Source organism: Ruegeria sp. J8, assembly GCF_056531925.1.
Window position 1 is genome coordinate 571,420 of the sequence record NZ_JBQFMR010000001.1, and the last position, 14,501, is coordinate 585,920.

At 59.4% G+C, this 14,501-nt stretch carries 11 protein-coding genes; 8 read left to right on the forward strand and 3 right to left on the reverse strand.

Annotated features, from left to right (window positions below):
• Positions 1 to 8: 8 nt before the first annotated feature.
• From dtd to ACR0L1_RS02740, 8 genes are all read left to right on the forward strand, one after another.
• Positions 9 to 446: a D-aminoacyl-tRNA deacylase gene (gene dtd / locus ACR0L1_RS02705; RefSeq protein WP_480857009.1), complete on the forward strand. Its 438-nt coding sequence runs from the start codon at positions 9 to 11 to the stop codon at positions 444 to 446.
• A complete protein-coding gene (locus tag ACR0L1_RS02710; protein WP_480857011.1) occupies positions 446 to 1,549 on the forward strand; it encodes a glycerate kinase type-2 family protein in 1,104 nt (367 codons plus the stop codon). The genes dtd and ACR0L1_RS02710 overlap by 1 nt, the downstream gene beginning before the upstream one ends.
• A 51-nt stretch (positions 1,550 to 1,600) precedes the next feature.
• Complete coding sequence (locus ACR0L1_RS02715; protein WP_480857013.1) at positions 1,601 to 3,592, forward strand: CocE/NonD family hydrolase; 1,992 nt, start codon at positions 1,601 to 1,603, stop codon at positions 3,590 to 3,592.
• A 118-nt stretch (positions 3,593 to 3,710) separates the two neighbouring features.
• The gene (locus tag ACR0L1_RS02720; protein ID WP_480503246.1) at positions 3,711 to 5,297 is read left to right on the forward strand and encodes an ABC transporter substrate-binding protein; all 1,587 of its coding nucleotides are present in this window, start codon (positions 3,711 to 3,713) and stop codon (positions 5,295 to 5,297) included.
• A gap of 15 nt (positions 5,298 to 5,312) precedes the next feature.
• Positions 5,313 to 6,269 carry an ABC transporter permease gene (locus ACR0L1_RS02725; protein ID WP_480503247.1) on the forward strand — a complete coding sequence of 319 codons (957 nt, stop codon included), beginning with the start codon at positions 5,313 to 5,315 and terminating at the stop codon, positions 6,267 to 6,269.
• Complete coding sequence (locus ACR0L1_RS02730) at positions 6,269 to 7,084, forward strand: ABC transporter permease (RefSeq protein ID WP_480503367.1); 816 nt, start codon at positions 6,269 to 6,271, stop codon at positions 7,082 to 7,084. Before ACR0L1_RS02725 ends, ACR0L1_RS02730 begins: the two co-directional genes overlap by 1 nt.
• On the forward strand, positions 7,081 to 8,718 hold the full coding sequence (locus tag ACR0L1_RS02735) for an ABC transporter ATP-binding protein (protein WP_170788227.1): 1,638 nt from the start codon (positions 7,081 to 7,083) through the stop codon (positions 8,716 to 8,718). Before ACR0L1_RS02730 ends, ACR0L1_RS02735 begins: the two co-directional genes overlap by 4 nt.
• Positions 8,719 to 8,856: 138 nt before the next feature.
• Positions 8,857 to 9,693 (forward strand): alkaline phosphatase family protein, encoded by an 837-nt coding sequence (locus ACR0L1_RS02740; protein WP_480857016.1) that lies wholly within the window; start codon positions 8,857 to 8,859, stop codon positions 9,691 to 9,693.
• Here the strand turns inward: ACR0L1_RS02740 and ACR0L1_RS02745 are convergent, their stop codons facing one another.
• From ACR0L1_RS02745 to ACR0L1_RS02755, 3 genes are all read right to left on the reverse strand, one after another.
• Entirely contained in the window at positions 9,694 to 10,617 is a 924-nt protein-coding gene (locus tag ACR0L1_RS02745; RefSeq protein ID WP_170783932.1) for an alpha/beta hydrolase, read from the reverse strand.
• 13 nt (positions 10,618 to 10,630) lie between these two features.
• Entirely contained in the window at positions 10,631 to 12,520 is a 1,890-nt protein-coding gene (locus ACR0L1_RS02750; RefSeq protein ID WP_480857018.1) for an acyl-CoA synthetase, read from the reverse strand.
• 151 nt (positions 12,521 to 12,671) lie between these two features.
• A complete protein-coding gene (locus ACR0L1_RS02755) occupies positions 12,672 to 14,492 on the reverse strand; it encodes an ABC transporter transmembrane domain-containing protein (RefSeq protein WP_170788223.1) in 1,821 nt (606 codons plus the stop codon).
• Positions 14,493 to 14,501 lie beyond the last annotated feature (9 nt).

Genomic DNA, 14,501 nt, shown 5'->3' on the forward strand with positions numbered 1-14,501 from the left:
GAAAAATTTTGCGCGCAGTTCTACAACGGGTCAGCCATGCCAGCGTTTCAGTCGATGGCACTGTCATCGGGCAGTGCGGTCAAGGGATGATGATACTGGTTTGCGCCATGCAGGGCGATGACGAGGCGCGGGCCGGCCAGCTTGCCGCCAAAATCTCGAAACTGCGGATATTCAAGGATGACGCGGGTAAAATGAACCGGTCGTTGTTGGATATCGGTGGCTCGGCCCTTGTGATCAGCCAGTTCACGCTGGCCGCTGATACGTCGCGCGGGAACCGGCCCGGCTTTTCCGAGGCTGCCCCGCCCGAGCTTGGAAAGCACCTGTATGAAACCTTCGCGCAACAACTGAGCGATCACGGCATCCCCGTTGAAACCGGTCAGTTCGGCGCGGATATGGCTGTTGAGCTGGTCAATGACGGGCCGGTCACGATTTGGATGGAAAGCTGATGGAGCGAACAGAAAAAGCCCTGCGGATCTGGAACGCCGGAGTGGAGGCCGTGGGTGGCTATGCCGCGACGAAGGCGGTTCTGGGCGATATCGAAAAGCCTGATCAGATACTAGCCGTGGGAAAACCTGCGGCGTCGATGGCGCTTGCTGCGCTGGAGCATTTTGGCACAGTCCCGACGCTGGTCGTAACCAAGGATGACCATGCAGGCGACCTGCCCGACCACGTGCAGGTCATCGAAGCCTCGCACCCAGTGCCCGACGCGCGCAGTCTGGAAGGCGGGCGTGCGCTACGCGAATCGGTCGAGGGTCTGTCGACTGATGCGCATCTGCTGCTGCTGGTCTCGGGCGGTGCGTCCTCATTGGCTGAGGATCTGGTGCCGGGCAAAACGCTGGACGATCTGGCTCAGCTCAACAAACAACTGCTGTCGCAGGGGCTAGACATCACCGCGATGAACGCCCAGCGCCGCAAGCTTTCGCGGATCAAGGGCGGCGGGTTGTTGTCCCATTTCACGGGTCGCAAGGCGACTGTATTGGCGATCTCGGACGTGCCCGGCGACGATCTGAATGTGATCGGCTCGGGGATCGGCGTCTTGCCCGTGACCCGCGATTTTGAAGCAACGGCGCAGATCGTGGCCTCCAACGCCCATGCCCGCGCGGCGGCGGCCAGGCAGGCCGAGGCCGAGGGCGCGCGTGTCATCGCCAATGAAGAAGCGCTGCATGACGACTATCAGGCGGTTGCGACAGCTCTTGGCCCTCGCCTGCGCGATATGCCGACAGGCGTGATGGTGTTAGGGGGCGAACCGACCGTCGTCCTGCCCGAAACCCCCGGGCGCGGTGGGCGCAATCAGGCGCTTGCGTTGGCTTTGGCCAAGGAGATCGCGGGGGCCAAGGGGCTGACGGTAATCGTTGGCGGTACCGATGGCACCGATGGCCCGACACAGGCCGCTGGGGGCATCGTCGACGGAACCACATGGGGCGATGACGCGGAACAGGCGCTGCGCGATGCCGACAGCGGCAGCTTTCTGGAAAAGGCCAGGGCGCTGTTGGTGACAGGTCCGACCGGGACGAATGTTATGGACCTGCTTGTCGCAATCCGCGATTGAATTGACGATTTTCATGACACACCCAAAACCCAAGGCCCTGACACTCAGACCATGACCAGCCCTTCAAACACGTTGCGCGAGATCGAAGACCTTCCCGATGTTGGCATTCAAATGCCTGATGGCTGCCGCCTCTCGGCGCGGGTCTGGTGTCCGGTGGATGCCCATGATGCACCGGTCCCGGCCATTCTGGAATTCCTTCCCTACCGCAAACGCGACAGCACCGCGACGCGCGATGCGCTGACCCATCCGTGGTTTGCCAAGCGCGGCTATGCCTGCATCCGCGTGGACATGCGCGGCAATGGCGACAGCGAAGGGTTGATGGAGGACGAATACACCCAGCAAGAGCTGGACGACGCGGTTTCGACCATCCAATGGCTGACCGAACAACCTTGGTGCACCGGCCATGTGGGAATGATGGGGATCAGCTGGGGCGGTTTCAATTCGTTGCAAGTGGCCGCCATGCAGCCCGAGGCGCTGAAGGCGATCATAACCCTCTGCTCGACTGCCGACCGATATGCGGATGACATTCACTATAAGGGCGGTTGCCTGCTGAATGAAAACTTGGGCTGGGGGGCCACCATGTGGTCCTATTCCTCGCGCGCGCCCGACCCGGCGCTGCGCTCGAACTGGCGCGAGCTATGGCTTGAACGGCTTGAGAATGAACCCTTCTTGCCCTCGGTTTGGCTGCGCCATCAGACGCGGGATAGCTATTGGCAGCACGGATCGGTTTGCGAAGATTTCAGCGCCATCCGTGCGGCAACCTTAGCGGTCGGTGGCTGGGGGGATGCCTACAAAAATACGGTACCTCTGCTGGTCGAACAGCTTGCCGCCCCGGTCAAAGGCATCGTCGGCCCCTGGGTGCATAAATACCCCCATTTCGCGGTGCCCGAACCCCGGATCGGGTTCCTGCAAGAGGCGCTGCGGTGGTGGGACCACTGGCTGAAAGGTGCGGATACCGGCGTGGATCAGGACCCCGACTATCGCGCCTATCTGATGGATGGGGTGCGACCGCAACGTTGGTACACCGAGCGCCCCGGCCGCTGGATAACCGAAGACAAAGGCGCAACCACGCATCTGCCGGTTCAAACGCTGGACTTGAGTGATCACGGTCTTGGCGTACCTGGCCCTCTGGACGCACGCATCCGGTCTCCACAAACTTGCGGGATGGAAAGCGGCGAATACTGCGCGATCTGGCTGGGCCCCGACATGTCCGGCGATCAACGCGCGGACGACGCGCTGTCCGCCTGTTTTGACAGTGCCCCGCTGGCCGACGATATGGATGTTGTGGGTGCCCCCCACCTGCGGCTACGGATAAGCGCAGACCGGCCACACGCCCAGTTGGCTGTGCGACTGAACCATATCCACCCCGACGGTGCCTCGACGCGCATCACCTATGGGGTGCTGAACCTGTCCCATCGAGATAGCCACGCAACGCCGTCGCCGTTGACCTCCGGTGAAACCTATGAGGTCAAGCTGGATTTGGATCACATTGCGTACCGCGTGCCCAAGGGGCACCGGTTGCGGGTTGCGATCTCCAGCGCCTATTGGCCCTTGATTTGGCCCACGCCCGAAGCCGCCGAGTTGCATTTGACTCAAGGTACGATTGACATCCCCGTCCGCCCCTCAACCGTTGACGAATGGGTGTTTCAACCGCCCGAATCCGAAACTCCGCGCGATGTCACCACTTTACGTCCCGACAAAAATGCGCGACGGGTCGAGGTGGACATGAACACCGGCGAAACCCATCTGATCATCGAAGATGATTTCGGCCTGATCACCGACAACCATCACGACCTGACCCATGGTAGCACGGCCACAGAACGGTGGTCGATCCATCCCGACGACCCGCTGTCAGCACGCGGCCATTGCCTTTGGACGCAAGAAATGCAGCGTGATGACATCCTCCTGCGGACAGAAACATCCTGTACGATGTGGTCGGACGCGGAAAACTTCTACCTCCGTGCCGAGCTAAAGGCCTACGAAGGGCAAGACCTGATCTTTTCGAAAGAGCTGGAGGATGAAATTCCGCGCAATCACATGTGACGCGGCACCTGCCGGGGCCAAGATTAACCCTTGCCCGTCAGGACGAATTCCGCCTATTTTGACTCATGCGTCAATAAAAAGCCCTCAAGGGCAGAATCCAATCAACCGGGAGACCATAATGAACGAACAACTCACTCACATGACCAAACAGGTCACCGCGGGCAAGCTGACCCGCCGCGAATTCATGGGGAAAGCAGCGGCTCTGGGTGTTTCGGCAGCCATGGCCAGCACCATTTTTGCCGACGCGGCGCGCGCGGCGGGCCCGAAAAAGGGCGGTGATCTGAAGCTGGGCCTTCAGGGCGGCGAATCCACCAACTCGCTAGACCCGGCCACATATGCCAGCTCGGTTCCGTTTGCGAACGGCAAACAGTTCGGCGACACACTGATCGAAGTTGCCCCCGATGGCTCGATTGAGCCGCGCGTAGCCGAAAGCGTCGAAGGCAGCGCGGACGCCAAGGTCTGGACGTTCAAACTGCGTCAGGGGGTTGAGTTCCACAACGGCAAGACCATGACCAGCGAAGACGTGCTGAAAACCATGGAGCGCCACTCGAACGAAGATTCCAAGTCTGGTGCTTTGGGCATCATGAAGGGCATCGAGTCGATGAAGGCCGATGGCGAGTATTTCCAGGTCACGTTGTCCGAAGCGAATGCCGACCTGCCTTATCTTCTGGCCGATTATCACCTGATCATCCAGCCCGATGGCGGCATGGACAACCCGGCCGCCGGTATCGGCACAGGCCCCTACCAGCTTGAGGTAGATGAGCCGGGCGTGCGCCACGTCTTCAAGAAATTCGCCAACCACTGGAACAGCGATTTCGGTAATTTCGACAGTGTCGAAGTGGTCGTGATCAACGACGCAACTGCCCGTACTGCCGCTCTGCAATCGGGCCAGGTTCACGCGATCAACCGGGTCGAACCCAAAGTCGCTGGCTTGTTGGGCCGCGCGCCCAATCTGACCGTGCATTCGACCGCCGGTCGCGGGCATTACGTGTTCATCATGCATTGCGACACCGCGCCGTTCGACAACAACGAGCTGCGTCTGGCGCTGAAATATGCGATCAACCGGCAGGAACTGGTCGACAAGGTTCTGCGTGGCTATGGCTCGATCGGGAATGACATGCCGATCAACGCAGCTTACCCTCTGTTCGACGGATCGATCCCGCAGCGTGAGTTCAGTGTCGAAAAAGCGGCCGAGCACTATAAGAAATCCGGTCATGACGGCTCGCCCATCATTCTTCGCGTGGCCGATGGCGCCTTCCCAGGTGCCGTGGACGCCGCCGCGTTGTTCCAGCAAACCGCCACTCAGGCCGGTATCCCGCTGGAGATCAAGCGTGAACCCAACGATGGCTACTGGTCCGAGGTTTGGAACGTTCAGCCCTTCTGCGCATCCTATTGGGGTGGCCGTCCGGTGCAGGATCAGATGTACTCGACCGCGTATCTGTCCAGCGCCGACTGGAACGACACGCGCTTCAAGGTTCCGGCCTTTGATGAGATGTTGTTCCAGGCCCGTGCCGAACTGGATACTGACAAGCGCAAAGACATCTACAGTCAGATGGGCCAGATGGTCCGCGACGAAGGCGGTCTGATCTGCCCGATGTTCAACGACTTTGTCGAAGGCGTCAGCAACCAGCTGGAAGGGTGGGAGACCGACCCGACCCAAGAGCTGATGAACGGCCAGATGTCGCGTAAGATGTGGTTCGCCTGATAGGGACCACGGATCATGCATCCTATTGTCAAATTGGTTTCCCAGCGCGTTGCGCTGGGACTCCTCTTGCTGCTCGGCGCTTCGGCCCTGATTTTTGGCCTGACCGAAGCCCTTCCCGGAGACGCCGCGCAAGCCGTCCTGGGGCAGTCCGCAACCCCTGAATCTCTGGCAAACCTGCGCGAGGAAATGGGCCTCAACCGCCCTGCCCTGACCCGCTATTTCGAGTGGCTAGGGGGTATTTTACAGGGCGATCTGGGACAATCACTGACCAACAAGCTGGATATCGCTGAAAGCATCGGCAAACGTTTGGGCAATACCCTGTTTTTGGCCTGTGCCGCCGCAGTCGTGTCGGTTCCGCTTGCGATCTTTTTGGGTCTTCTGGCCGTCCGGTTCCGCAATCGCTGGCCGGATAAACTGATTTCTGCGATCACCCTGACCACGGTTTCGATACCGGAATTCCTGATCGGCTACGTGGTGATCTACTTCGTCTCGGTGAAACTGGGATGGTTCTCATCGCTGGCGATGATTAACGAGTCGATGTCATTCGGTCAAAAACTGAACGCCATCGCCCTGCCCGCCTTCGTGCTGACTCTGGTGGTTCTGGCGCAGATGATGCGCATGACCCGCGCCGCGATCCTGAACCTGATGCAATCGGCCTATATCGAAACGGCCGAGTTGAAGGGCCTGTCGAACTTTCAGGTCATTGCCCGGCATGCGTTTCCCAATGCAATTTCACCAATCGTCAACGTCGTGATGCTGAACCTGGCCTATCTGGTCGTGGGCGTCGTCGTGGTTGAGGTGGTGTTCGTTTATCCCGGCATGGGCCAGTATCTGGTCGACTCGGTGACAAAACGTGACGTGCCTGTTGTTCTGGCCTGCGGCGTTGTCTTTGCCGCCGTCTATATCGGGCTGAATATGGTGGCTGACATCGTCTCGATCCTTGCCAACCCAAGACTGAGGCACCCGAAATGATGAAGAATATCCCTATTTCGGCGATGATCGGTCTGTTTTTTACGGGCCTGTATTTCTTCGTCGCCTTCGCCGCCCCGCTGATCGCCCCCTATGGCATGGCCGAGGTCGTCGGCGATGTGTGGGAGCCTTCAAGCTCCGCGCATCTGCTGGGTACCGACAACATCGGTCGCGACCTGCTGACCCGCATGATCTATGGTGGGCGCACGACGATCTTTATCGCCGCGGCCGCTACGATCCTCAGCTTTCTCACCGGCACCTCCCTGGGCCTGCTGGCTGCGGTTCTTGGTGGCTGGGCGGATCAGGTTCTCAGCCGGACGGTTGACCTGATTATGTCGATCCCGACGCTGATCCTGGCCTTGGTCATTCTGGCCATCGTGCCCGTAACCGTTCCGATCCTGATCCTGGTGATGGGCCTGCTGGATGCAACGCGCCCCTACCGCCTGTCGCGCTCGGTCGCGGTGGACATCAACGTCATGGACTATGTCGAGGCCGCCAAGCTGCGCGGAGAAGGACGCTCTTGGGTCATCTTCCGCGAGATCCTGCCCAACGCCCTGTCGCCATTGGTGGCCGAGTTCGGGCTACGGTTCATCTTCATGGTTCTGTTCATCTCGACCCTGTCGTTCCTGGGCCTGGGCGTTCAGCCGCCGCTGGCCGATTGGGGCGGGATCGTGAAGGAAAACAAGGACGGCATCGTCTACGGCATCGGCGCGGCACTGTATCCGGCTGTGGCCATCGCTACGTTGGCGATCTCGGTCAACCTTGTGGCTGACTGGATCTTGAACCGCACCACATCACTGAAAGGAGGCCGGGGATGAGTGAACCGCTTCTCAAAGTCCGTGGCCTCAAGATTGGCGCGACAGTCTATCCGCCAGGCGAAAAGCCCCATGACATCGAAATCGTGCACGGAGTCGATTTTGACCTCGAACGCGGCAAGGTGCTGGGGTTGATCGGTGAATCCGGGGCCGGCAAGTCTACCATCGGTCTTGCCTCGATGGCCTATGGCCGGGGCGGTGTAAAGATCACCGGGGGCGAGGTCTGGGTTAACGGGCGTGATATCCTCAAGTCGTCGCACGGCGATATCCGCAAGTTGCGCGGGGGTGAGGTCACATATGTGTCCCAATCTGCCGCGGCGTCCTTCAACCCAGCCAAGAAGATCATGGATCAGGTGGTTGAGGCCGCAGTTGAGCAGAAAAAGTTCAGCCGGAAAGAAGCCGAAGCCCGCGCGCGTGAGCTGTTCGCCAAGCTGGGTCTGCCGGACCCGGACAATATTGGTAACCGCTACCCGCACCAGGTGTCGGGCGGGCAGTTGCAGCGTTGCATGACGGCACTGGCCCTGTGCCCCGAGCCTGATCTGGTGGTGTTCGACGAACCCACCACGGCGTTGGATGTGACCACGCAGATCGACGTTCTGATGGCTATCAAGGAAGCCATCGCGGATACCGGCGTTGCCGCGCTCTATATCACCCATGACCTTGCCGTCGTTGCGCAGGTGAGCGATGACATCATGGTTTTGCGCATGGGCAACACGGTCGAATACGGCAATACCGACCAGATCATCAACAACCCGCAGGAAGACTATACCAAGGCGCTTGTCTCGGTCCGGTCCATCGAGCATGACGAGAAACAGCCCACAGCGGAACCGGTGCTGAGCATTGCCGGCATCACTGCGCGCTACAAGGGGCTGAATTTCGACGTGCTGCACAACGTCAATGTTGACCTCCATCCTGGGCAGACACTGGCAGTTGTGGGCGAATCCGGCTCGGGCAAGTCCACGTTGGCGCGGGTGATTACTGGCTTGCTGCCTCCTCGTGAAGGTGAGATCACGTTCAACGGGCGTAAGTTGTCGCCCGACCTCAAGGGACGCACCCGAGAGGACCTGCGCGAGTTGCAGATGATCTACCAGATGGCCGACGTTGCGATGAACCCGCGTCAAACCGTGGGCACCATCATCGGCCGGCCGCTGGAGTTCTACTTCAATATGCGCGGTGCGGAAAAACGCAAGCGGATCGTGGAACTGCTGGATGAAATCGAGCTGGGCGAGAAGTTCATCGACCGCTATCCCGCAGAACTGTCTGGTGGGCAGAAACAGCGTGTCTGCATCGCGCGATCACTGGCGGCCAAGCCCAAGATGATCATCTGCGACGAGGTCACCTCGGCACTGGACCCGCTGGTGGCGGACGGCATCCTGAAACTGCTTTTGGACCTGCAAAAGATCGAGGACGTGGCCTATCTGTTCATTACCCACGATCTGGCGACAGTCCGTGCGATCAGCGACAGTATCGCGGTAATGTATCAGGGTCGCGTGGTCCGCTACGGCCCGAAATCACAAGTTCTGAGCCCACCGTTCGACGACTACACCGACCTTCTGCTCAGCTCGGTGCCCGAAATGCATCTGGGCTGGCTGGAAGAGGTGGTCGCCCACCGCAAGATGGAAAGCGCCGGGAACTAATCCCGCGCAAAATAATCAAAAAATCCCGGCGCTTGTCATAAACAGGTGTCGGGATTTTGCTATTTGGGGCGTGAAAAAGCTGCCCCTGCCCTGCGAATCTCGTAGGGTCGCCGAAAGATCCCATGAAAAGGCCGAACCATGGACCGCAAACTTCTTCTCATCATCCTCGACGGTGTTCCCTGGCGCAATTTCCGCCGTCTGTTCGGCAACCTTGAAGGCTGGGTCGACAGCGGCGAGGCGCGCGTATGGAAGCTGCGCTCGGTGCTGCCATCGACCTCGGCCAGTTGCTATGCCTCGATCCACACCGGGGTGACACCACAGGAACATGGCTGCACCGGTAACGGCAATGTCTTCCGCTTGAGCCACAAAGACGTGTTCAGCCAGGTTCGCGAGGCCGGAGGCGTCACCGGAGCTGTCACCCACAGCTATTGGTCGCAGTTCTTCAACCGCCATCCCTTCGACTATGTGCGGGACGTGGAATATGACGAGCCGGACAGCACCACAATCAATCACGGTCGGTTCCACACAATGACCGGCTACGGCAAGGCGAACCAGATGACGCCGTCCGATGTCGATCTCTATGCCACCCTGACCAACCTGTGCCTGCGCTTCGGACTGGATTACGGCATTCTACACGCCTGTACCCTGGACAGCATGGGGCACCGGTTCTTCCATGATTGCGAGGAAATGGACCACGCCTGTTTCGTCGCAGACGAGATGCTGGCCCCATTCATCCCCCGCTGGCGGCAGTTGGGCTATGAAGTGATCGTCACCGCCGACCACGGGCAGGATGAACGAGGTCATCACGGCGGGCGCGGACCACTGCAACAGGAAACAGCACTGTATTATTTCGGCGATGCCAAAGGCCCCGAGGCTGATACGGTGATCGACCAGTTGCAACTGGCACCCACGATCCTGAACCGGATGGGCGCACAAATCGCCGAGACGATGAAAGCCAAGCCGTTCTTGAAGTAATCAGTCGTAGGGCCAGATCTGTTGGCCCAATGCCTCAATAGCGACGGATATCCGCTCAAAACTGTCTGCGGCGCGTTTAACCGAGGTGCGCGCCCGCAGATAGCCATGCACAAGGCCTGGTTCGTTGATGCAATGGGCAAGCCCTCCGGCCTGCGTGATCTGGGCACAATAGTCGGGCCCGTCATCGCGCAGCGGGTCGCAATCAGCAGTCACAACCACGGTCGGAGGCAGGTTCGAGAAATCGCTGTCCTGCAACGGCGCGTAAGTCGGATCGCTCTGAGGAGGTTCTCCGCTGCACCGCACCTTTTCGTAGAAAACTATATCATCCAGCGTCAAAAGCGGCGCGTGGGCATGTTCCAGATACGATCCCTTGGTCCGATCACCACCCAAACCGGGATAGATCAGAACCTGCCCCAAAATCGTATCCAGCCGACGCCGTGCATGATGGGTGACGGCAGCAGCCAGATTGCCTCCTGCACTGTCCCCCGCCAATACCAGCGCGTTACCATATTCCTTCGCGGCCCAGTTCACTGCCGTCCATGCGTCCTGAAACTGCGCGGGGTGCACATGTTCAGGGCAAAGGCGATAGTCTACCGCCACCACCCGATATCCCGTCTGCGCACAAATCTCGGCGCAAACGTCGTCATGGCTGTCCAGCCCACCGACAACAAAACCACCGCCATGCAGATAAACCACCGTCCGCGTCGGATCACCGGCAGTATAGACGCGAACAAGCACGCCGTCGGCGTGCTTGTCCTCAGCCTCGACCCCCATCGGGCGCGGCTGCCGAAAGTCACGACACATCGCGTCATAGACCCCGCGCTGATCCTGGATCGAAAGATCGACCGCATCATCGGGATAGCTTTCGGCGGTCCTGCTTATGAACGCCCAAGTTTCTTCATCAATCAGGCGTTCATAATCCATGTCCCCTCCGCGATCAGGCAGCCCATTCCCATGGCCGGGTGAATGCGCCCAGCACTTTGCTGACATCGTCCTCTGAGGAGCCGTTCGCGTCAAGCTGTGCAACAAGCCCACGCTTTTTATCATCGAGCACCGAGACGACCCGCGCATCCACGCCCGCCTTTTCCAGCGCGCCATTATAGATGCGGGTGATCGCCTGTTTTCGCAGTTCAGGCTTGAACACCTTGCCCACGGCAGTTTTGGGCAATTCGTCCAGAATGGTCATATGCTTGGGCTGCGCGGCACGTTCGTGAACGTGAACGTCGCAGTATTCCATCAACTCCTGCTCGGTGACCGAGGCACCGTCAACCAGCTCGACAAAGGCGCAAGGCACCTCGCCTGCGTAGGCATCGGGCTGACCGATGGCCCCAGCGAAGGCGACCGCGTCGTGGCCCAGAAGGGCCTCTTCAATTTCAGCGGGATCGATGTTGTGTCCACCCCGGATGATCAGATCCTTGGCACGTCCGGTGATCCACAGATAGCCATCCTCATCGAATCGCCCCAGATCGCCCGTGCGCAGATATGAGTCAAAGTGGTAGAGGTCGACGTTCTTTTCCGATTCGGTATAGGTATTGCCTGCATAAACGCCGGGATTGGAAACGCAAATTTCACCGATTTCGTTGGCCGCAGATTCCACTGGTCCATTCGGTCCGTCGGTCAATATTTTGACGTCCGTATAGGGGAACGGAATCCCGATCGAGCCGATCTTTTTCTCACCATCCACCGGGTTGCAAGACACAAGGCATGTCGCTTCGGTCAGGCCGTACCCTTCGACAATGGTGACACCTGTGGCCTCTTCAAATCTACGGAACAGCTCCACGGGCAAGGGGGCTGAGCCCGAGAACGCGGTTTTGACGGTTGAGATATCGGCATCCACGGGGCGCTGCATCTTGGCGGCAATCGCGGTAGGCACGGTGATGATGAACGTCACTTTCCAGCGTTCGATCAGCTTCCAGAAATTGTCAAAGACACCATCACCACGATAGCCCTGCGGCGTTGGGAAGATCACATGCGCGCCCGAAGATACGGCTGCCATCATAATCACATGCACTGCAAATACATGGAACATCGGCAGCGGGCACATGACCACGTCCTCTTCCGAGAACAGCAGCGTATCGCCCAGCCAACCGTTATAGATCAGGCCCGAGTACTTGTGCTGCGCCACTTTGGGCATGCCCGTTGTGCCGCCGGTATGGAAATAGCAGGCAACGCGGTCTTCCTTGCTGTCTTCGAATGTCAGCGTGGCTGGTTGCTTGGCCAGTTCGGCGTTGAAGCTTTTGTAATCCGCGTGAGCCAGATGTTCCTTGTCGCCCATTTTGGGGCGCAGGAAAGGAACGATCCATGACTTGGGCGGCGTCAGATAGCGGTTCAGGTCAATCTCAAGGATGGTGTTGACCTTGGGCGCATGGCGCACGGCCTCTTCCACTTTTTGCGCCACATCGGTCTTAGGGAAGGACTTGAGCGTCACAACCAACTTGGCGCCGGTTTCCCGTAGAATGGCTGCAATCTGTTCAGGCTCCAGCAGCGGATTGATCGGGTTGACGATCCCCGCAACTGCGCCACCCATCATGGTGATCAGCGTTTCGTTGCAATTGGGCAGGATATAAGCGACCACATCCTTTTCCCCGACGCCCAGCGACCGAAACAGGTTGGCGGCCTGATTGACCTTGCCCAGCAAACCCGACCATGTCAGCGTCTCGGCCTTGTCCGTAGGGCCGGAAAACAGTTGGAAACTAACCGCGCTGCTATTCGGATACCGGGCCGCTGTACGAGACAGCATCTGGTGGAACGTGACCGGGATATCCCGATCCTCCCACGGCATTTCTTGTTCAAGTTTTACCTTGTCGTCGATCCCCTCAAAGGCCATGCGTCTCCTCCCTATTGTGCCGCACGCTTCGCGCGGATTATTCCACAGTAGGATGGGTGCAAAACCGCGCTGGTTCAAGCAAGGGCTTAGCGGCACAGAGTCAGAAAAACAAAATGACGCTGCGGCGGTTAGGCCTTTCCCTCGCGTCAGCCTATTCAGCCGCGACCCCGTCTGTGAACTGAAGTCGCGCCAGACGTGCATATAGCCCATCTTGTGCTACCAGGTCGTCATGGGTGCCCTGTGCCACAATTTGGCCTGCCTCCATCACCACGATACGGTCGGCCTTTTTGACGGTGGCCAGACGGTGCGCCACGATCAGAGTGGTTCGTCCGGCGCGCATCTGATCCACGGCCCCCTGCACCGCGCGCTCACTTTCTGCATCCAGCGCCGAGGTCGCCTCGTCCAGCAGCAGAACCGGTGCATCGCGCAGGATGGCGCGCGCGATGGCGATGCGCTGTTTCTGACCGCCCGACAGCATCACCCCGCGCTCGCCGACAAAACTGTCATAGCCTTCTGGCAACACCGAGATGAAATCATGCGCGGCAGCGGCGCGGGCGGCGGCCTCGACCTCGGCATCTGTTGCGTCCAGACGACCAAAGCGAATGTTCTCGCGGGCCGATGCGGCAAAGATCGTCGGGTCCTGCGGCACCAGCGCCATGTGGCGGCGGAATTCAGCCCGGTTCAGGTTGCGCAGGTCGACACCGTCCAGACTAACGCCACCAGCGTCTGGGTCATAAAACCGCTGGATCATCTGAATGACAGTCGTTTTGCCTGCACCAGAAGGACCAACAAAGGCAACTGTTTCGCCAGGACTTACGGTCAACGACATCTGGTCCAGCGCAACAACATCGGGGCGCGCGGGATAACGGAAGGTTACGTTTTCAAACCTGATTTCGCCACGCACGGGTGCAGGCAGCGCTTTGGCCGCCGTTGGATCGTTCACCGTGTCTTGTGAATTCAGCAATTCAACCAGGCGTTCGGTCGCCCCCGCGGCGCGCTGAAGTTCGCTCCAGATCTCGGACAGGGCAGCGACCGAGCCTGCCATGATGATCGAATAGATCACGAACTGGATCAAAACGCCCTCGGTCATCACGCCGTTACGGACGTCATTCGCCCCCATCCACAAAACGCCCACGATGCCGGAGAAGACCAGAAAAATCACGATCACCGTCAGCACCGCACGAGTCTGGATTCGGCGCAGAGAAACTTCGTACGAAGTTTCTGTCATCTCACCGAACTGAGCGCGGCTTGCCTGTTCGTGGGTAAACGCCTGAACGGTCTGAACCGCACTCAGTGCCTCGCCTGCATTGCCGGATGAGGCGGCGATCCAGTCCTGATTTTCGCGGCTGATGACCCGCAGACGGCGACCCAGAACCAGAATCGGTACTACGACCAGCGGGATCAGCAGAAGGACCATCGCTGTCAGCTTGGCCGAGGTCAGCAACATCAGCACCAATCCGCCGACAAACATCAACATGTTGCGCAGTGCAATCGACACGGATGAACCCAGCACCGACTGGATCAACGTGGTGTCTGTGGTGATCCGGCTTAGAACTTCTCCGGTCATAATCCGTTCGTAGAATTCGGGGCTCATCCCGATGACGCGATCGAAGACGGCCTTGCGAATATCGGCCACCACGCGTTCACCCAGCCGCGTCACCAGCGAATAGCGGATGCCTGTACCGATGGCCAAAATTCCAGCAATGCCCAGCGCGGCCAGAAAATACCAATCCAGCAGCTCGCCATCTTCGATGCGGAAATTGTCGACCACTCGGCGCACGGCCAGTGGCAGGGTCAGCGTCATACTGGCCGTGAGGATCAATGCCAGCGTCGCCCCGATCATCAACAGGCGGTACGGCTTCATGAAGGGCCAAAGTGAGGCCAGAACGCCTATTTTCCGGGATCGCGCGCGCTCTTCGCTAGCGCCGGGCGCAGCTTTTGCGGATGGACTGGCTGAGGCGTTTCTTGCCATGACTGGGCC